This is a genomic window from Paraburkholderia sp. IW21 (genome assembly GCF_041321145.1).
GTDB lineage: Bacteria > Pseudomonadota > Gammaproteobacteria > Burkholderiales > Burkholderiaceae > Paraburkholderia.
On record NZ_JBGGWA010000006.1, the window covers coordinates 91,438 to 111,189 of the forward strand.

Genomic DNA, 19,752 nt, shown 5'->3' on the forward strand with positions numbered 1-19,752 from the left:
GGCGCGCGGCGATTCACCGTTCGCGCATCCTGACACCCGACGCAGCAAGCCACGCAATGGGGCAGCACCGGCAAGCGCATCGCGCTGTTACGCCTGGCTGCCCACGCCGTCATCCGATCCGCCATCCATGAGTTCTACAAGCCGCCACATCGCGCACCTGGACATGGACGCGTTCTACGCGTCCGTCGAGCTTTTGCGCTATCCCGAACTGCGCGGCAAAGCGGTGGTGATTGGCGGCGGCCGCAATGGCGTGCCGCAAACGCTTGAAGACGGCAGCCGCCGCTTTGCGAAGCTGCGCGATTACGCGGGCCGCGGCGTGGTGACTACGTCCACCTACGAAGCCCGCGCGCTCGGCGTGTTCTCCGCGATGGGCATGATGAAAGCGGCCGTGCTCGCGCCCGACGCGATTTTGCTGCCCACGGATTTCGAATCGTATCGTCACTACTCGCGCCTGTTCAAAGCAGCGGTGGCCACGTTCACGGACCAGATCGAAGATCGCGGCATCGACGAAATCTATATCGATCTCACCGAGTTGCCCGGCGAGCCGGGCGAGATCGCCGCGCGCATCAAGCAGGCAGTCAATCACGCCACCGGCCTCACCTGCTCCATTTGCGTGGCGCCGAACAAGCTGCTGGCGAAGATCGGCTCGGAACTCGACAAACCCGACGGCCTCACGATCCTGACACCCGCGGACGTCCCCTTGCGCGTCTGGCCACTGCCGGTGCGCAAGGTCAACGGGATCGGCCCCAAGGCGGCCGAAAAACTCACCGCGCTCGGCCTCGCCACCGTCGGCGATCTGGCCGCGGCGGACGCGGGGCTGTTGCAGGACAACTTCGGGCGCAGCTACTCGGCGTGGCTCATGCAAGTCGCGCAGGGCTACGACGAGCGGCCGGTGGTGGTCGAATCGGAGCCGAAGTCCATGAGCCGGGAGACCACGTTCGAGCGCGATCTGCATCCGCGCCACGATCGCCCTGCGCTGTCCAGTTCGTTTACCGGCTTATGCGTGCGGGTCGCGGAAGATCTCGTGCGTAAGGGGTATGTGGGCCGCACCGTGGGCATCAAGCTGCGCTATGACGATTTCCGCACGGTCACGCGCGACCTGACCCTGGACGAGCCGACCGCCGACGCAGCCGAAATACGGCGCGCCGCAACCGAATGCCTGCGACGGGTGGAATTGACCCGCAAGCTGCGTCTGCTGGGTGTGCGCGTGAGCGCATTGACGCCCCTCAACGCGCAACCGGTCAAGCAGCGTCTACCGGTTCAGGCCGACTTGCCTTTTGCCAGCGACGAGTAACCGCCTGAGTCCGCCGTCACGCCGGCGCTCGAATGCGCCACGGGCATGCCGCTGTCCACTCGCGACGCGGCGATGGAAAACGCAAACGTATTGATCCCGTTCGTGCTTTCCGCCGACACCGTACCGCGATGCATCTCCGCAATCGCCTTCACGATCGCGAGACCCAATCCGTGGTTTTCGCGGCTATTGGTGCGGGATACTTCCGCGCGGTAGAACCGGTCGAACAGATGTTCGAGCACGGCCGGCTCGATCGGCTCGCCGGGGTTGGCCACCGCGACTCGCAGTTGATCCTCGTCACGCGTGATCGTCACGGTTATGACGGCACCTGGCGCGCAGTGCTGGATCGCGTTCATCAACAGATTCGCGCAGGCGCGGCCGAACAGCGAGCGGTTCACGCGCGCCACAGCGTCGCCGCGCAACTGCGCATGCACGCGCGCTTCCTCCAGCAGAATCTCCAGAAACTCCAGCGTATGCGCGACTTCCGCCGCCAGCGACAGTTCGACGAGGCCCGTCGCACGCTCGCCCTGATCGGCGCGGGCAAGGAACAGCATGTCGTTGATGATCGCGCGCATGCGCTCGAACTCTTCAAGATTCGATTGCAACGTATGGCGCAGATCGTCGACGGAGCGATTGCGCGTCAACGCCACTTCGGTCTGGCCGATCAGAATCGTGACCGGCGTGCGCAGTTCATGGGCCACGTCCGCATTGAATGATTCGAGCCGGCCATATGCGCCGTCCAGACGTTCCAGCGCGCCGTTGAACGAGTTGGCCAGATCGTTCAGTTCGAACGGCAGCGAAGCGGTGTTCAGGCGCTGCGAGCGGTTGTTCGGGCTCACGGCGGAGGCATCTTTCGTCAAGCGCGTCAGCGGCGCGAGGCCGAGCCGCGTAACCGAGTAACTGAGCAGCAGCACGGCGAAACTACCCAACGCCGACAGCGCGGCCAGCGCCAGGCCGAACACGCGCATGGTGCCGACGTTGGGCGAATAGCTGGCAGCCACCTGCAATTGCACCTCTGGGCGCCCGGCGTAGGCCGGCATCGTCACCGTGGCGGTCAGCATGTCCTGGCCGCCGCCGGGCGGCGTAACGCGCGCGTAGCCGCCTGGCCAGCGCTTCACCACGGAACCTTCGACCGGTTTGCTGTAATGAAAATACGGATCGGTGCTGGACACCGAATACACCGTGCTGCCGTCCTGCGGCGTCATGTCGGTGAGCTTTTCGCGGGCCATGCGCCATTTTTCCGGCGTCACCGCGTGATAGACGATCATGCGTGCGATCTGCGCACGGTCGTCGAGCGATTCGCGCAGGTGGTGCTCCAGCTGTGTGCGCAACACCAGAAACAGTCCCGAGCCGACCAGCGTGAACACGAACAGCGCAACGAGTGCGAACATCGACGCAAGACGGCGGGCGATCGAACGGTTCATGATGGCTCGGCCTCCTCACGCACTTCGAGCACGTAGCCCATGCCGCGCACGGTGTGCAGCAGCTTCGAGGGAAACGGGCCGTCGAGCTTGGCGCGCAATCGTTTGATCGCGGTTTCGACCACGTTCGTGTGGCTGTCGAAGTTGACGTCCCACACGAGTTCGGTAATGGCCGTCTTCGAGAGAATGTCGCCTTGCCGGCGCGCCAGCACGCTCAGCAGCTGGAATTCCTTGGCGGTCAGATCGAGCCGCACGCCGTCGCGGGTCGCACGCCGGCCGATCAGATCGACGAACAGATCGCCCACGGAAATCAGCGTCGACTCCTGCGAACGCGTGCGGCGCGCCAGAGCGTGCAGCCGCTCGACCAGCTCGAGGAAGGAAAAGGGTTTGGTGAGGTAGTCGTCGGCGCCTTCGCGCAGACCGCGCACGCGGTCGTTCACGTGATCGCGCGCGGTCAGCATGATGACCGGTGTGGACTTGCGCATGCGCAGCGCCTTCAGCACGCTAAAGCCGTCGCGTTTGGGCAGCATGACGTCGAGGACGATGACGTCGTAATCGAATTCAGTGGCCAGATGCATGCCTTCCTCGCCGTCGAGCGCGACGTCGACCACCCATCCCTGCTCCGTCAAACCGGAGCGCAGGTAGTCCACCACCTTATGCTCGTCTTCAACGATCAGCAATTTCATGCGCGTCCCCTTGTCGTTGCATTATACGAAACGCCTCGCTTTCCTCTTCCTCTGCGCTGTATCCGTGTCGGGCGGCTCACTTTGCGGGAGCCATCGCCTCCTTCGTGTCCATCGAGTCCGTCGCGTTGCTGGGCCGCTGGGTGTCCGACAGGGCCGCGCCGGTATCCCAGCCGCCGCCCAGCGCCTTCACCAACGAAACCGATAAAGTCATCTGCTGGCCGTGAATCTGCACGTCCTGACGCTCGCTGGTGAGCAGCGACTGCTGCGCGGTGATGACGTCGAGGTAGGCGACAAGGCCGCCCGAATAGCGGTCGTTGGCGAGCGCCAGTAGATGCTGTGCGTCGGTCACGGCCTCGCGCGACTGCTTCGCCGCGCCGTCGAGTACGGCGAGGCCGGTTATGCCGTCCTGCACCTGCTGGAATGCGTTGAGCACGGTTTGCCGGTAGTTCGCCTCGGTGGCTTTGTAGCCTTCGCTCGCATACTGGACATTCGCCGCGCGGCGGCCGCCGTCGAACAGCACCTGGCCGACCGCCGCGCCGAGCGTCCACATCAGCGTGGGCGCGCTCAGCAGGCTCGCGAACTGCGTGCTTTCCCAGCCGATGCCCGGCGTCAGCGTCAGGCTCGGGAAGAACGCCGCTTTGGCGACGCCGATCTGCGCGTTCGCCGCGGCCATCGCGCGCTCCGCCGACGCAATATCCGGGCGGCGTTGCAATACGTCGCTCGGCACGCCGAGCGGAATCGACGGCACCTGCACGTCGAGCACCTTGGGTTCGATCGCGAACTGCGGCGCGGGCACGCCGACCAGTGCGGCAATCGCATGTTCATACTGCGCGCGCTGATTCAGCAGCAGTTGCGCCTGCACGCGTGTCGAATCGAGCAGCGATTTCTGCTGCAACACGTCGAGCCCCGACACCGCACCGAGATCATGCTCGGTCGTGACGTAGTCGAGTGCCTTTTGCTGCAGTTTCACCGATTGATTCAGCACGTCGATCTCGGCGTCGAATTCACGCAGCGAGAAATAGTCGGTGGCGAGGTCGGTGGTGAGGACTAGCCGCGCGTTGGCGAGATCGTCCGCCGATTGCTGCGCGGAGGCCGTGGCGCCTTCCACTTCGCGACGTATCCGGCCGAATAGATCGGTGTCGTAGTTGATCGTCGGACCGATTTGCAGGTTGTCTTGCACCGTCGACTGGGTTGGGGTCGCGTAGTTGGTCAGCGGACGGTTTCGCGAAATCCTGAAGCGCGACCCGGCCGCGGCCAGATCGACTTCGGGAATCCGCTGCGCGCGGGTATTGGCTAGCGTCGCCTTGGCCTGCGCGTAGTGGGCGCTCGCCGCGACCAACGTCTGGTTCTGCGTCAGCGCCTGGGTTTCCAGCGTAGCGAGCGTTGGGTCGCCGAATGCGCTCCACCAGTCCGCCGAGATCGGCGCATGCGAAGGAACGGCGAGCCGCCAGTACGAATCGGTTTGCCAGGTGGGCGGCACGTCGGCTTGCGGACGCTGATAATCCGGCCCGACCGTGCACGCGGCCAGCAACGTCGCGCCCGCAGCGGCTGCAAGCGCTGTCATCGCCCGGCATGCGCCCGCCTGCCTCGCGATCACGACGCCCCCTTGGCGCTCGTCTGCGGCTGCGTGACCTGCACGTGATCGCCGTCCGCAATCGAATCGCTCGGGTTGATGATGATCTTGTCGTTCGCCTCGATCCCGCTTTCGATTTCGAGCGACTGCCCGAGGTCCTGCGCGATCACGATCTTGCGCAACTGCACGTTCCCGTTACCATCGACCACCGCGAGCCGCGGACCTTCGGCGCGAAACAGCAGTGCATTGCCCGGCACCATCAAGCGCGCATGGATCACCGCCGGTACGGCGACCTGAACATACGCGCCCGGCCGCAGCTTGTCGTCAGGGTTCGGCAGCGTCACTTCGACTTGCAGCGAGCGGGTCGGTACGTCGATCGCGCCGGAGATGTGCGTGATCGTGCCGTGGAACTGCTGGCCCGGCAATTCCGCCTGCGTGACCACCACCTTCTGGCCGATCGCAACGTTTTGCGCGTACGCCTGCGGCAGCTGGACATAGACCCGCAGCGGGTCCGACTGCGCCAGTGCGAACAGCGCGCGGCTCGTGCCGCTGCCAGCGTCGATCAGATCGCCGACATCGACATTGCGCTGCGTGACCACGCCCGAAAACGGCGCGACGATGCGTTTGAACGATTCGAGTTGCCGCAAGCGCTGCACGTTGGCGTCGGCGGCGGCGAGGTTGGCCACGTCCTGCGTGTAGGTGCTCTGCCGTTCGTCGAGTTCCTGCTGGGAGACTGCATCGCGTTGACGCAGTTGCTGCCAACGTGCCAGCGAGCTTTTGGCGAGGCCGAGACTCGAGCTGGTTTGCTGGCGTTGCGCCAATGCCTGCACAAGCTCCTGATCGACTTCGGGCGTGTCCAGATCGGCGAGCAATTGCCCCTGTTTCACGCGCGTGCCGATATCGGCGTACCAGTGCAACAGATAACCCGTGGAGCGCGCGTAGATCGGCGATTCGACATTGCCGCGCAACGTGCCCGGCAACAAGGTGTCGCCGCCGCCTTCGGTTTGCGTCGGGCTCACCACGTTCACATACTGCGTGGCATTCTCCTTCGTCGATTCCGCAACCGAGCGGCTCTGCAGCACATTCGCGATCACCGTGCGCAACGCGCCAACGGCGAGCAGCGCAAGCACGATCCAGATGGCGATTCTGGCGCGCCTCCATTCACGATTGCGCGGCGGCAAAGCGCGGCCGCCTTCGGTTTCTCGCGCGGGAATCGCTAGCGATGCGTGAGTCTTTTCAGTCATCTCAGTCAGCCGTCATTTAACTTTACGCGTGCTTGCCAGTGCCGCCGTGATCCGGTGCGGGGCCGTCATGGTCATGGTCGCCGCCGTGGTTGCGCCCATCTGCATCGCCACCGTTGCCATGGCGCCGCGCGAGACGCGTGTGAATAGCCGCGAACACGAGCGGCACGAAAAACAACGTGGACACCGTGGCGAACACCAACCCGCCGATCACCGCGCGGCCGAGCGGCGCGTTCTGCTCGGCCCCCTCGCCAAGACCGAGCGCCATCGGAATCATGCCGATGATCATCGCGAACGCGGTCATCAGCACGGGCCTGATCCGGCTTGCACCGGCTTCGAGCGCGGCGGTGAGCGGCGGCGCGCCGGCGGTGAGCCGCTGGCGCGCGAACGACACCATCAAAATACTGTTGGCGGTGGCCACGCCCATCGTCATGATCGCGCCGGTCAAGGCAGGCACGCTCAAATGCGTGCCGGTCAGGAACAGCATCCATACGATGCCCGCCAGCGCGGCAGGCAACGCGCTGATGATGATCAGCGGGTCGACCCACGACTGAAAATTCACCACGATCAGCAAATACACCAGCACGATCGCCATCGCCACGCCGAGCCCCAGACCGATGAACGAACTGCGCATAGTCTGCACCTGGCCACGCACCGTGATCGTACTGCCGCGCGGCAGCGACGCGCGCACGTTATTCACCAGCTTGTCCACCTGATTCGCCACGCTGCCCAGGTCGAGCTTCTCGACGCTCACGTACAGGTCGATCACGGGCTTGATGTTGTAGTGCGTGACTTCCGCGAACTGAGTCTGCGGCGAGACCCTCACGAGATTGCCGAGCAGTTGGGTGGGTCCGGTCGCGGAGCCCGAGACAGGTGTGCGCAACAACTCATCGATCGACGAAATCCGATACTGCGGCGTTTGCACCGCGACGTTGTACTCGACACCGTTCTTGCTGTTGAACCAGAAACCCGGCGAAGTCTGCGAACTGCCTGACAACGAAATGAGCACGTTTTGCGCCACGTTGCTCGCGCTCAGATTGAGTTGCTGCAAGCGCGTGCGATCCATCTGAAGATTGATTGCCGGCTCGTCCAGTTTCTGCTGGATGTGCGTATCGACGGTGCCGGGAATCAGCCGCACCTGTTTCAGCAGCTTGCGCGCGACGTCGAAATTGCCGAGCTGATCGGCCCCGGAAATCTGCACGTCGATCGCGGCGGGCAAGCCGAAGTTGAGAATCTGCGTGACGATGTCGGCCGGTTGAAAAAAGAACTCGACGCCCGGGAAGCGCTGCGGCAGGATCGCGCGCAATTTGTCCATGTAGATTTGCGTCGGCTTGTGGCCTTCGTTCAGCGCCACCTGAATTTCGCCGTCGAGCGTGCCGATCGTGCCCGAGTTGCTATACGAGAGATTGATACCGCTATACGGCAAGCCGAGGTTATCGAGGATCGTGCCGAGTTCATTGGCGGGCACGACTTCGCGAATCACCTTCTCGACGTCGTCCGCAAGACGCGCGGTCTCTTCGATCCGCGTTCCGGTCGGCGCCCGCATGTGCAGACGAATGTCACCTGCGTCGACGCTCGGGAAGAAATCTTCGCCGAGCACGAACACGAGACCCATCGATACGATGCAGAAACCGAGGAACATGCTGCCGAACTGACCGCGGCGCACCAGCACGCTGCTGAGAATCACGATGTACGCGCCGCGCATGCGCTCGAATCCGGCGTCGAAGCGATGATAGAGGCGCATGAACAGATTCGGCCTGGCATCGGCCTTGGGCTTATGCGCGTGTCCCATCAGCAGCATCGCCAAAGTCGGCACCAGCGTACGCGACAGAATGTACGAGGCCAGCATCGCGAACACCACCGCTTCGGCGAGCGGCACGAACAGATATCGCGCGACGCCGGTCAGAAAGAACATCGGCACGAACACGATACAGATACACAGCGTCGACACGAGTGCCGGAATCGCAATTTCGCCGGCACCGTCGAGAATCGCATCGTGCAGATTCGTGCCCATATGCAGGTGCCGTTCGATATTCTCGATCGTCACCGTCGCATCGTCGACCAGAATCCCGACGGCCAGAGCAAGGCCGCCGAGCGTCATGATGTTGATGGTTTGCCCGAGCGCGTGCAATGCGATCAGCGAGGACAGAATCGACAGCGGAATCGAGATCGCGATGATGCAGGTGCTGCGCCAATTGCCGAGGAACAGCAGAATCATCGCGGCGGTCAATGCGGCGGCAACCAGCGCCTCGCGCACCACGCCTTGCACCGCCGCCTTCACGAACACCGATTGATCGAACAACGCGGTAATGTGCAGGTCAGGCGGCAACGCGGCACGCGCAGCCGGCAGCAAGCCGCGCAGCGTATTGACGATCGACAGGGTCGACGCACTGCCGTTCTTCAGCACCGACATCAACACGCCGCGGTGACCGTTTTGCCGCACGATATTGGTTTGCGGCGAGAAACCGTCGCGTACGTGCGCAACTTCACGCAGATAGGTCGTCGCGCCGTTGAGCGTGCGCACGGGAATATCGTTGAGCCCTTCCACCGTGGCGGGCGAGCCGTTCATATTGATCGTGTATTCCCGCGGCCCGATCTTGGCTGTGCCGGTCGGCAGAATCAGGTTTTGCGCATTGAATGCGTTGACCACATCCGAAGGCGTCAAGCCTTTTGCGAGCAACGCGCGCGTGTCGAGGTCGACCGAGATCAGACGTGATTTTCCGCCGTACGGATACGGCACGGCTGCGCCCGGAATTGTCACCAGTTGCGGACGAAGGAAGTTCAGTGCAGTGTCGTTGAGCGCCGGCTCGGAGAGCGTCGGACTCGATAAGCCGAGCTGGATCACCGGAATGCTGGAGGCCGAGTAGCTGATGACGAGTGGTGGAGTCGCGCCTGGCGGCATCTGCTTGAGCTGCGCCTGTTCGACCGCCACCGTCTGCGCGATCGCGGTCTGGATGTTCGCGTTCGGCTGCAGGAACACCTTGAGAACCGTTATGCCCGCCAGCGACTGCGATTCGATGTGCTCGATGTCGTTGACCGTGGTGGTCAGGCTGCGCTCGGTGACCGACGTAATGCGGTTGGCCATGTCTTCAGCCGACAAGCCCGCGTAATTCCAGATGATGCTGACCACCGGAATGTTGATTTCCGGCAGCACGTCGACCGGCGTGGTCAACAGCACGAATGGCGTCGCCAGCAAGATCAGAATGGCCATCACGATGAACGTGTATGGCCGCTTAAGCGCTACGTTGACGATCCACATGAAACGCGCCTGAGAGAATGCAGGTAAGGGATAGGTGAATCCGCACTATGCTAGATCGATAGCACCAACGCCTGCATGGCGCGAAAATGGCGAAATTGTCAGGAAGGCAAATGTAATGATTGGCGCCGCTTCAAACGCGATTCTCCTGCGCGAAGTGAATACTGAAGAGCAAACGTTTGGCAGGGTGGAAATACGCCGAAATCGCTCGCAAACATCACTTCGCAAACAACGACGACATATCCGCAAACGCCTTGAATTCCAGCGCGTTACCCGACGGATCGAGGAAAAACATGGTTGCCTGTTCGCCGACTTCGCCCTTGAAGCGCACATGCGGTTCGATGATGAAATCGATGCCGGCTTTTTGCAGCTTGTCCGCCGCGGCCTGCCATTGCGCCATCGACAGCACTGCGCCGAAGTGGCGCACCGGTACTGCGTCTCCATCGACCTTGCTGGTCTGCCGGTGGCCGATTTCCTCCGGTGCGAGATGCGCGACGATCTGATGGCCGTAGAAGTTGAAGTCGACCCATTCCGGCGAACTGCGCCCTTCCGGACAGCCGAGCAACTCACCATAGAACGCGCGTGCAGCGGCGAGGCTATGAACAGGGAACGCCAGATGGAACGGCGGCAAAACAGTTTCGGCAACGCTCATGATGGGAAACTCGCAGAGAGGAAAGTGGGTTCGCGCCTCGCTCCAGGAAAGAGCACGCGTGAAGCGAATTTTAACCATTCAAAAAAATGGTGAAAAACGATATATATTTGATCTGACCAACACCAAAATCGATCAATTTACGATGCTCAGCGAACTCAAGACTTTTATCGCCGTCAGCCAGTACGGCACGTTTTCCGGCGCCGGTGCACGCATCGGCCTGACGCAATCCGCCGTGAGCGCACAGATGCAGCGGCTCGAAGAAGAACTCGGTTTCGCGCTGTTCGACCGCACTGGCCGCTCCGCCACGCTCAACGACGCCGGCCGCGAAACGCTCGCGCTCGCCGAAGAAATGATGACGCTGTACGGACGGCTCGCGGAACGCGGCGCCGGCGCCGCCGAAAGCGGCATGCTGCGAGTGGGCGCGATCGCATCCGCGCAAGTATCGTTTCTCGCCGACGCACTGGGCCGCTTTCGCGACGACCGCCCCTGCTGGCGGATTCGCGTCGTCCCCGGCGTGTCGCTGGGTTTGCTGGGGCAGGTGGATTCCAGTGAGCTCGATCTCGCCGTGATCATCAGACCGCCGTTCGCGCTGCCCTCCGAGCTCGAATGGCGCACGCTCGTTACCGAACCGTTCGTGTTGCTGGTGCCGAAAGCGCTCGCGCGTGGCAAGCGGTCATGGCGCGAGTTGCTCAGGAGCGAGCCGTTTATCCGCTACGACCGTGGGTCGTTCGGCGGCAGGCTGGTCGACCGCTTTCTACGGCGCGCGCGGCTGAACGTGAACGACGTGATCGAGCTGGACGAGTTGCAGGGAATCGTCCAACTGGTCGCGCGCGGCATCGGCGTCGCGCTGATTCCGAACACGGCGGGACTCGGCAAGTGGCCCGCCAACGTCACCGCGCTCGAACTCGGCGACGCCACGTTTCACCGTGAAATCGGCCTCGTGCAGCGTCCGCGGCATAGCCGGCAAGCGGTGGCGGGAGCGCTGGCCGATTGTATCGGTGCGGCTGCGGGTGCCTGAGTTGTTGGGCAGACGCCCGATTGTGCTGTTGCGCAGGCTACGCCGCACTGTTTTCGAGTGCGTCCGCAAGGCGCATCTACGTTGCGATCCGGCGCTGGCTGGACGGCTCGCTGGCGAGCATGGTCGGCGACGAGCCGCGTGAGCCGCAGGGCTAAAGCATTCCGCCGCGCCCCGGCAAACCTGCCCCTATGTCGCCTCTTTCACGTGCTTACCCGGTTGCTCCACGCCTGCCGCGCGCAGCGCCTCGTGCAAGGTGTTGAAAATGCAGCGTGTCTCGACGATCGGCGTGATGCCATGCCGGTCCATATCGGAGCGCAGATACTGGTTCACGCGCGCGAAAATCACTTCGATGCCGCTGCGCTTCAACGTCTCGCACAACTCGCCGACCGAGCGCGCCGCCGAATAGTCCAGATCGGTAATTGCGCTCGCATCGATCACAAACCAGTGCACCGCGCTCGGCGCGTGATCGATCAGGTGGCGAGTGTCGTCGACGAAAAAGTGGTCGTTCGCATAGAACAGATCGGCGCCAAAGCGATAAACGATCAGCCCCGGCGCGGTCTGGAGTCCGGGCGCAGCCGGCACCGGCACCCAGATGCCGTCTTCGCCGGGGGCGAGGATCATGGTGTGCGGCCGGTAGCTGTGCCGCACATGCCGTAGCAGCGATAACGCAACCGCTACCAGAATGCCGTGCTCGACGCCAATCAATACCACCGCCGCCGCGGTGAACACGGCCAGTGCGAATTCGCCGGGACTTTCGCGGCGAATCGAAAACAGCGTCTTCGGATTGATCAGGCCGATGGCGATCGTAAACACGATGCTGGCAAGAATGCAGTGCGGCAGGTACTGCAAAAAACGGCTGAAAAACAGCAGCACCACCACCACCACCACCCCGGCGAATACTAGTTGCGCGAACTGGCTGCGCGTGCCGGCGCGGTCGGCCATGGCGGTTTGCGTCGGACTGCCGTTGACCACGAACGCGCCCGAAAATGCCGCCGCCGCGTTGGCAGCGGCAATGCCCAGCAGATCGGCGTTCGTATCGACCGGCTCGTGATACCGCTCGGCGAACACACGGCTCGCGGCGGCGCTTTGCGCAACGATCATCACGAAGCACGAGGCGGCGACCGGCAGCAGATCGAGCATCTGCTCCCATGTGACCGACGGCATGCGCAGCGGCGGCAATCCGCCCGCTACCGGCCCAAGCACGGAGATACCGTGCGCCGCGAAGCCGTAAACATCGCTTGCTGCGATACCCGCCACCACCGCGATCAATGGCACGGGCACACGCGGCAAAAAACGCTTGCACGCCAGAATGGAAACCACCACCAGCGCCGACATGGCGAGCGTCGGCAGATTGATCTGTGCCGACTCACGCACCACCAGCGCAACCTGATCGATGCTGCGCGCGGCATGCCCCGGTACACCGAACATGTCGCCCAGCATGGCGATGCCGACCTGCACGCCGACACCGGCGAGAAAGCCGACCAGTACCGTGCGCGACAGGAAGTCGGCAAGGAAACCTAGCTTGAAGATCCGCGCGATGAGGAGGAGCACGGCAGTGAGCAACGCGACCATTCCGGCGAGCGCCGCATATTCGACGCTTGACGCCGGCGCCATGGTCGAGAGCCGGCTGGCAAAAATAGTGGCGGTGGCGGAATCGGCGGCCACGACGAGGTGCCGTGATGCGCCAAAGAACGCAAACGCGAGAAGCGGCAGAAAGACGGTGTAAAGACCGGTAACAGCAGGCATGCCGGCAATGCGCGCATAGCCAAGCACTTGCGGAATATCCATTGAGGCAAGCTGCACGCCGGCCAGCGCATCGCGCGCCGCAGCAGCCCGGCTCAAAGGAAGCACGCCCTTCAGTACACCCGAGCGCGTAGTTATGTTTGCCAGAAAATCTCGCATGCGCGATGTGTCCGAACCAAGGTTATCGCGCATCGTGCCGCGACTCCGCACACAAAGGCAAGGCGTGAGGCTTTGATCGGCTGAAGAAACCCGCGAAAACCAACAATAGCGCGGACAGCGCCAGGCCAACCCACGACCTTCGGACTTAACGCCTGAACTGCCCTGTCAGTGGATCCACGTGCCGCGCGAAACCGAACAGCGCAGCGATACAGATCGGACAGGCGACGATGAACACGGCCAACATCTCGCACCCCGTGACAAATTGTTGCTGCCGAGTTTAAGGGATGGGCATGAGAAATAAATGAGGGAAAACACAAGACACTGTTGCGGACTATTACGACCGCTTGAATGGCGCGCTCGCCGACCGTTCCACTCACAAATTTGTACGATACTTCCAGCAAAATCTTTATTTTTGACTTAAATATCAGACATACCTTCTAGATTTGTACGGCCATTTCCCGCACTCCCCGAGACCCCATAACTGACGATACGTCCGATACTTTTGACAAATTCCAGATATTTGCCTAATATATCGGACATGCCACGCACCTTTCAACGCTCCTTTCCGTCGGTCGAGAAGCAGCTGCGTGCTCTCGGCGAACGGCTGAAACTCGCCCGCCTGCGGCGCGAACTCCCAACCGTGCTGTTCGCCGAACGGCTGGGCATTTCGCGCGACACCTTGAGTCGCCTCGAGAAAGGCGATCCGAATATCGCGCTCGGCACCTATATGCGTGCGCTTCGCGTGTTGGGCCTCGACAAAGATATGGACGTCATCGCCCGCGACGACGAACTAGGCCGCAAGCTGCAGGATCTCAAGTTGCCGGGCCAGCGAAAACCGCGTACGAACACGTCCGGCGTCGCCCCCGTCAAAGCGGAACGGCCGGCGAAAACAGCGAAAAAAACTGATGGTCAGCAATAAGCCTCGAGACGCGTTCAAAGTATTCCTCGACGCAACCGAACTGAGCAGCCTGCAACAGGTCGGCACCTTGTATCGCCAGACTGCACGCACTGACTTGCCCGCGTCGTTTGCTTATGCGAAGAGCTGGGTAGACGGGCGTCATACATTCATGCTCGACCCGCGCCTCGAGTTATGGACCGACGAGCAATACCCGCCTGCGAAGTCCGCCGCGTTCGGCATCTTCATGGACTCGGCACCCGACCGCTGGGGCCGCGTGCTGATGGAACGCCGCGAAGCCGCGGCGGCAGATCGCGAAGAGCGGCCCATGCGCAATTTGCAGGAAATCGATTTTCTGCTGGGGGTCCACGATCTGACGCGAGTCGGCGCGCTGCGGTTTCAGAGCGTGGATGGCCATTTTCTCGACAACAGCGCCGACGCCGCGCCGCCGGTCACCGACCTCGCGACCTTGGCGTATATCAGCCTGCGCATCGAAGAGGCGGATATCGAAAAGCTGCCCGAGTACGAGCAGTGGCTCTCCATGCTGATTGCCCCGGGCACGTCGCTCGGCGGCGCTCGCCCGAAAGCCAACTTCACGAGCCTGGGCGACGATCTCTGGATCGCCAAATTCCCCGCTAAAGACGATCGCTACGACATCGGCGCGTGGGAATACGTCGCTCATCGCTTGGCGCAGAAAGCGGGCATATGGGTGCCTCAATCCGAACTCAAGTACGTCGGCGCACGTTATGGCACCTTCTGCGTTGAACGATTCGACCGATGTGAAGGCAGTCGGCGCATGTACGCATCCGCCATGACCTTGCTCGAACGTCAGGACGGGGAATCGGACGCAAGCTATCTGGACATTGCCGAATACCTTGCCGGCAACGGCGCTCAAGGTCATATCGGCGAAGATCTTGCTCAACTCTTCAAAAGAGTCGTCTTCAACGTACTCGTGGGAAACCGGGACGATCATCTTCGCAATCATGGCTTCATTCGCGAGACATCCGGCTGGCGGCTCTCGCCGGCGTTCGATATGAATCCGAACCCGAGCAAGCGAGAACACGCGCTCACGCTCGACGGTATGAGCGCCCTGCCGAGTCTTGAAACCGCGATCGAAACCGCGGAGTTTTATCGACTCGACAACGCGCAAGCGCGCCGCATCGTTGCGGACGTTCAAGACGCCGTCAACACATGGCGGGAAGAAGCCACCGCACTGAATCTGTCCCGGCCCGAAATACAGCGCATGGAGAATGTCTTTCAGGTTTGATGCCCTCGCCTGGCAGCCAGGTGTACGAGGCGTGCCGATCGCATCCGGCACCTTCACGCCTGCGTTCCGGCACATCGCCCCACACCGCTTATAATCTGGCATGATCCGAATCCCGCACTATCTCCCCTCGCAATCGGCCATACCCGGCCGATCAGCCGCCCACCGCTCTCCGGTGGCCGCATGAAAACACCCAAACGTCTGCTCCCGCTGGTCGAAGAGGGCCTGATCGACGAAGTCATCTCCCAGTTGATGAGCGGCAAGGAGGCCACCGTCTACGTGGTCCGCAGCGGCGAATCCACACGCTGCGCGAAGGTCTATAAGGACGCCAAACAGCGCAGTTTCCGCCAGGCCGCCTCCTATCGTGAAGGCCGCAAGGTCAAGAACAGCCGCCAGCAACGCGCGATGGAAAAAGGCAGCCGCTATGGCCGCGAAGTGCAGGAACAGGCGTGGCAGAACGCGGAAGTCGACGCGCTGTTCCAGCTCGCCAACGCGGGCGTGCGTGTGCCGCAGCCCTTTATCTGCACCGACGGCGTGTTGCTGATGGAATTGGTGACCGATGGCGACGGCAACGTCGCGCCGCGTCTGAACGATGTCGAGATGACCGAGGCGCGCGCGCTCGAATTGCACGCGCTGCTGCTCAACCAGGTGGTGCGCATGCTGTGCGCCGGCATGATTCACGGCGACCTGTCCGAATACAACATCCTGCTCGCTGCGGACGGCCCGGTGATCATCGACCTGCCGCAAGCCGTGGATGCCGCCGGCAATCTGGAAGCGCCGGCCATGCTGGAGCGCGACGTCAACAACCTCGCCACGTATTTCGGCCGCTTCGCGCCCGCTTTGCTCGACACGAGCTACGGCAAGGAAATCTGGTCGCTATACGAAGCGGGCGCATTGCACGTGGATGCGGAGCTGACCGGCCGCGTCGAACTGGACACTACGCCAATCGATCTCGAGGCGGTGCTTCAGGAACTCGAAGACACACGACTCGACGAAGAAGCGCGCCTGCGCTACGAACAGTCGCTGCGCAGCGGCACTTGAGCCGACCCTACGGCACGCGTAAGCGCTCAATAAGCGGAACCTGATGCACTTACGCGCCGCTTCGAGAAGCGACTACGACGCGCTACTGCAAGTGGCCGGCTCGACCAGCGAAGTGGCCACACCCGGCGCCGGCCCGACAGGCGCGCCACCAGCCCTTTGCGATATCGTGGCTGCCGACTCAATCCAGCAGGGCTTGGCTGGATGAAGCGGGACGTCGTTGTTTCCTTCTCGACATCAGAATGATCCCCACAGCCATTAACGCTGCAATGGTCAAGGAAGACGTGATGCGCCCCAACTCCAGCCCACCTTCGCTATAGGGTTTGGTGAGGGTGTCGCCGAGTGTGGCTCCGAGCGGGCGCGTGAGGATATATGCGGCCCAGAAAAATGCGCTGGGCGGGACGTTCTTCAGCCAGAAGTGCGCTGCGGCCACGACGGCGATCAGGCCGGCGAACACTAGCGCGCCGCCGTCAAATCCCAGACCGACACTGGTCGCGACGAAATCGCCTAGAGCGGTCCCGAGCGTGTTGGAGATCATGATCGTGAGCCAGTAGAAAATCTCTTCCTTCCGGGTGGTAATGTTCTCGAACTCGACCCTGCCGGCGACGCGGCGCCAGATGAAGAGGATCAGCAGAACGCCGCAAAACAGCATAAAGGAAGATTTCACATAACCGAGACCGACAGTGCGGTCCAGGTAATCCGATGTGGTTGTGCCGACGGTCGTTGTGGCGACTACCACTAGCCAATAAAAGAAAGGGTGGTACCGTTTAGACAAGATCTGGGCAGTCAGCGTGACGAAGAAAAATGCGAGGAGGATGATGCTGCTGAGTGCATAACCGAGTTTCAACGTCATGGAAAGGGCATCGCCGCCTGTCTCCCCCACCGTGGTCGCGAGGATCTTGACGATCCAGAACATCACGGTGATCTGCGGGACTTTGCTGGTTAGATCAGTCATTCGACGCTGATCTGAATCTGGAGACTTGGTCATCACATTGTTCCTTTGAATGGTGTCCTGGTGGGTATTGCAATTGGACGGCATATAGCCGGTTCAAAGCCTTCAGGCGGGTCGAAACGCCGAGACCATCCTGAAGGCGACGCGGCAATCCTTGTCCGGCACGCGCTTACTGCGTGGCGAATACCGATACTCCGGGGCTGGCAAACTCGGCCGATGCTCCGCCCGCGTGCGGTACGAAGATGCGATGCGATTCCCCGTCTACGGCAACTGAGTGAGCGTGGATCCCTGCGGGAACGCTGCCAAGGAAGCGCCGTGTAGTGGCGTCGACGACGCCGAGTACCGGATCGAACTTCGCCTCTTTCCGTCCTACCTGAGAAATACCGTCGGCTGAGTGATGACCGGCGGGAAGGAAGTAACGTTTCGACACCGGGTCATAGACAACCTGGTCGGCACCGCCGAACGGCAGTTCGGCAAGCGTTTTGCCGTTGCTGCGGTCGATGATCAATGTCGTCTGCCTGCTCCCCTCGTCGGGATCGCACCCAATCAGCGCATCGTTGCCGGGCCCTATTGCGAGTCCAGTGGGCGCCTCACATCCTTTCAATCCAAACACCTTCGAAACGCTGGGCTTTCCCGCAAGGACGGACTCGACAGGAATGACGTCGACCTCGCCCTTCGGATGGGCTTTAGTTCCGTCGTTGTTCAACATGAAGTTCTTATTCTTCGGGTCGTAGCCACACGCTTCGAGACCGTTGGAATCATCCAGCGAAAGCTTGCCGACAACAGCTTGAGTCTGGGTATCGATGAACGTCGCAAACGGTGGCTTGCCGCCGCCGCTCGAGTACATCACGATGTGGTGATCCGGGTCGAGGCAACCCTCGTCGGCACGGATCCCCGACGTACTGACCGCGATCGTTTTGACAAGCTTCTTTTCAGATACATCGATAAGCTTGACCGCGTTGATGTCTCCCACGTAGACCAAAGAGGTGCCTGGGACCGGAGTCACACCTGCGGGCGAGGACGTATCGAAGGTCTTTCCAACTCCGGCGAAATCCCCGGGAATCTGCGCAAGCAGCGTCATGGTTTTGGCGTCGAACACGTCGAGTGCGACATTCGATCCGTCGGCGAGGTAGTACTTTCCGTCTGCCATCGCGCTCGTATCGAAGGCAAAGTGTTTCGCTACCTTGATGGGGATGTTGGCGGACCACGTCGGCAGACTGTCTGCCGACTCGGCGCCCCATGCATAGGCGCCAAACGCCACAGCGCCCACAACCGCAATTCCGGCATATGCTCGTTTCATTTGTTGACTTCTCCGATCAGTTATTAAGGTTTCCAGCCCACAGCAAGGACGGGGAATTCATGCTCGATCCCGTGTTCAGCCGTGCGGAAGAGTTGCGACTCGATACAATTAAAAGGCGTGGACAATACCAATGCGAACGTCGGCTTGTTGCCCTGTCGACGAGGGTGTCAAAGCCTCGCCGAGAACTGCGTCGACGCCAGCCGATGCTTTCAAGTAGTCCGAAGAAATGTAGATCTGCGTACTCTTGGAGAGAGAGTAGTTCGCTGCAGCCGACACCTGATTCCATTTGTAACCCTGAAAACTGGTGTGTTGATAGCTGACGACCAACTGCAGGAACGGGGTGGCCTGATACGTAGCCCCGGTCTCGTAGACGTGCATTGCGGAGGCATCGCCCTGATACTTCAGCACTGAGTCGGAGAAATTGCCATAAAGGGTTAGGTCTCCGATCGCATATGAAGCGCCGAATCCGAACGTTCCTAAAGACTGGATCCTGAATTCCGGCTGGAGATCGGTGGCCGTATTGCCGCTGCCGCTCACGGTCGGCACGCCAAAGAAGCTGTGCACGCCGATCTGCGCGTAGGGGTCGATAGTCGGCGTCGCGTCGAAGGTATATGCGGTGCCGATCGTCAAGGGACCGTTCACGTACTGCGCGCCCACGCTCCAGGCGCTGCCGTCATGGAAGTTTCCGGCTGTATTGCTAAAGCCATACATCGCACCGAACGTGAATCCCTGAAAAGTCGGGCTTGTATATTTGATGGAGTTCGCCATCCGGTCGTTGTTGGTGTGGTCGAAGTCCCCCTGATGGACCGCATAACCACTGCCCAGGGCACCCACATTGAACTGGTTGTAAAAGTCGAAGGTCAGGTCGTACTGGTAACCCATGGTGAGCCTGCCATACGGCGTCTCCAGGCCAACCAGGGCCTGGTGTGCAAACTCTGTGTTTGCAGGAAGCATCCTGCCGCTGTTCAGATCAAAAAGGCCTTCCAGCTTGAACACCAGCGTGTTGCCATCCCCCAGATCCTCGTGACCGGCCATGCCCCATATATTCGGGAAATAAACTCCGCTGTCGAGCTTCGTGTTGTGACTACCTGCCTCGTTGCTCACAAAGGTCACGCCATCATCGATTCTGCCGTACAGCGTGACACTGCTTTGAGCGTGGACAACCTGGCTCATTAACGCAAGTAACGTTGTTGTACTCAAGGCAAGCTTGTTCATTCACTGTCTCCAATATTTGTTTTTTAAGGCAAAACGGTGCCCTCCCTC

Annotated in this window: 15 protein-coding genes; 5 read left to right on the top strand and 10 right to left on the bottom strand. The window is 61.5% G+C overall.

Features of this window, described 5'->3' with window-relative positions:
* Positions 1–127: 127 nt before the first annotated feature.
* Positions 128–1,294, top strand: a complete 1,167-nt coding sequence (gene dinB / locus ACAX43_RS16160) for a DNA polymerase IV (RefSeq protein WP_370709417.1) — start codon at positions 128–130, stop codon at positions 1,292–1,294.
* On the opposite strand, the gene ACAX43_RS16165 is transcribed toward dinB, so the two are convergent.
* From ACAX43_RS16165 to ACAX43_RS16190, 6 genes are all read right to left on the bottom strand, one after another.
* The gene (locus ACAX43_RS16165) at positions 1,261–2,715 is read right to left on the bottom strand and encodes a heavy metal sensor histidine kinase (RefSeq protein ID WP_370709418.1); all 1,455 of its coding nucleotides are present in this window, start codon (positions 2,713–2,715) and stop codon (positions 1,261–1,263) included. The genes dinB and ACAX43_RS16165 overlap by 34 nt on opposite strands.
* Positions 2,712–3,398, bottom strand: coding sequence for a heavy metal response regulator transcription factor (locus tag ACAX43_RS16170; protein WP_013591770.1), 687 nt, complete (start codon positions 3,396–3,398; stop codon positions 2,712–2,714). The genes ACAX43_RS16165 and ACAX43_RS16170 overlap by 4 nt, the downstream gene beginning before the upstream one ends.
* Positions 3,399–3,474: 76 nt before the next feature.
* The gene (locus tag ACAX43_RS16175) at positions 3,475–4,962 is read right to left on the bottom strand and encodes an efflux transporter outer membrane subunit (protein WP_370709419.1); all 1,488 of its coding nucleotides are present in this window, start codon (positions 4,960–4,962) and stop codon (positions 3,475–3,477) included.
* A gap of 29 nt (positions 4,963–4,991) precedes the next feature.
* Complete coding sequence (locus ACAX43_RS16180; protein ID WP_370709420.1) at positions 4,992–6,215, bottom strand: efflux RND transporter periplasmic adaptor subunit; 1,224 nt, start codon at positions 6,213–6,215, stop codon at positions 4,992–4,994.
* 22 nt (positions 6,216–6,237) lie between these two features.
* Positions 6,238–9,471 carry an efflux RND transporter permease subunit gene (locus ACAX43_RS16185; RefSeq protein WP_370709421.1) on the bottom strand — a complete coding sequence of 1,078 codons (3,234 nt, stop codon included), beginning with the start codon at positions 9,469–9,471 and terminating at the stop codon, positions 6,238–6,240.
* A gap of 214 nt (positions 9,472–9,685) precedes the next feature.
* Complete coding sequence (locus ACAX43_RS16190) at positions 9,686–10,120, bottom strand: VOC family protein (protein ID WP_370709422.1); 435 nt, start codon at positions 10,118–10,120, stop codon at positions 9,686–9,688.
* A gap of 142 nt (positions 10,121–10,262) precedes the next feature.
* Here ACAX43_RS16190 and ACAX43_RS16195 point away from each other — a divergent pair, with 142 nt between their 5' ends.
* Positions 10,263–11,138: a LysR family transcriptional regulator gene (locus ACAX43_RS16195; RefSeq protein WP_370709423.1), complete on the top strand. Its 876-nt coding sequence runs from the start codon at positions 10,263–10,265 to the stop codon at positions 11,136–11,138.
* A 186-nt stretch (positions 11,139–11,324) separates the two neighbouring features.
* Here the strand turns inward: ACAX43_RS16195 and ACAX43_RS16200 are convergent, their stop codons facing one another.
* Positions 11,325–13,040, bottom strand: a complete 1,716-nt coding sequence (locus ACAX43_RS16200) for a SulP family inorganic anion transporter (RefSeq protein ID WP_370709702.1) — start codon at positions 13,038–13,040, stop codon at positions 11,325–11,327.
* A 538-nt stretch (positions 13,041–13,578) separates the two neighbouring features.
* Between ACAX43_RS16200 and ACAX43_RS16205 the strand changes: the two genes are divergently transcribed.
* From ACAX43_RS16205 to ACAX43_RS16215, 3 genes are all read left to right on the top strand, one after another.
* Positions 13,579–13,959 carry a helix-turn-helix domain-containing protein gene (locus tag ACAX43_RS16205; RefSeq protein WP_370709424.1) on the top strand — a complete coding sequence of 127 codons (381 nt, stop codon included), beginning with the start codon at positions 13,579–13,581 and terminating at the stop codon, positions 13,957–13,959.
* Complete coding sequence (locus ACAX43_RS16210; RefSeq protein WP_370709425.1) at positions 13,946–15,202, top strand: type II toxin-antitoxin system HipA family toxin; 1,257 nt, start codon at positions 13,946–13,948, stop codon at positions 15,200–15,202. Before ACAX43_RS16205 ends, ACAX43_RS16210 begins: the two co-directional genes overlap by 14 nt.
* Before the next feature lie 180 nt (positions 15,203–15,382).
* A complete protein-coding gene (locus tag ACAX43_RS16215) occupies positions 15,383–16,240 on the top strand; it encodes a PA4780 family RIO1-like protein kinase (protein WP_370709426.1) in 858 nt (285 codons plus the stop codon).
* 178 nt (positions 16,241–16,418) lie between these two features.
* Here the strand turns inward: ACAX43_RS16215 and ACAX43_RS16220 are convergent, their stop codons facing one another.
* The 3 genes from ACAX43_RS16220 to ACAX43_RS16230 form a co-directional block, all read right to left on the bottom strand.
* Complete coding sequence (locus tag ACAX43_RS16220; RefSeq protein WP_370709427.1) at positions 16,419–17,225, bottom strand: hypothetical protein; 807 nt, start codon at positions 17,223–17,225, stop codon at positions 16,419–16,421.
* Between the two features lie 133 nt (positions 17,226–17,358).
* A complete protein-coding gene (locus ACAX43_RS16225; RefSeq protein WP_370709428.1) occupies positions 17,359–18,489 on the bottom strand; it encodes a YncE family protein in 1,131 nt (376 codons plus the stop codon).
* A 108-nt stretch (positions 18,490–18,597) separates the two neighbouring features.
* Positions 18,598–19,704, bottom strand: a complete 1,107-nt coding sequence (locus ACAX43_RS16230; protein WP_370709429.1) for a porin — start codon at positions 19,702–19,704, stop codon at positions 18,598–18,600.
* Positions 19,705–19,752 lie beyond the last annotated feature (48 nt).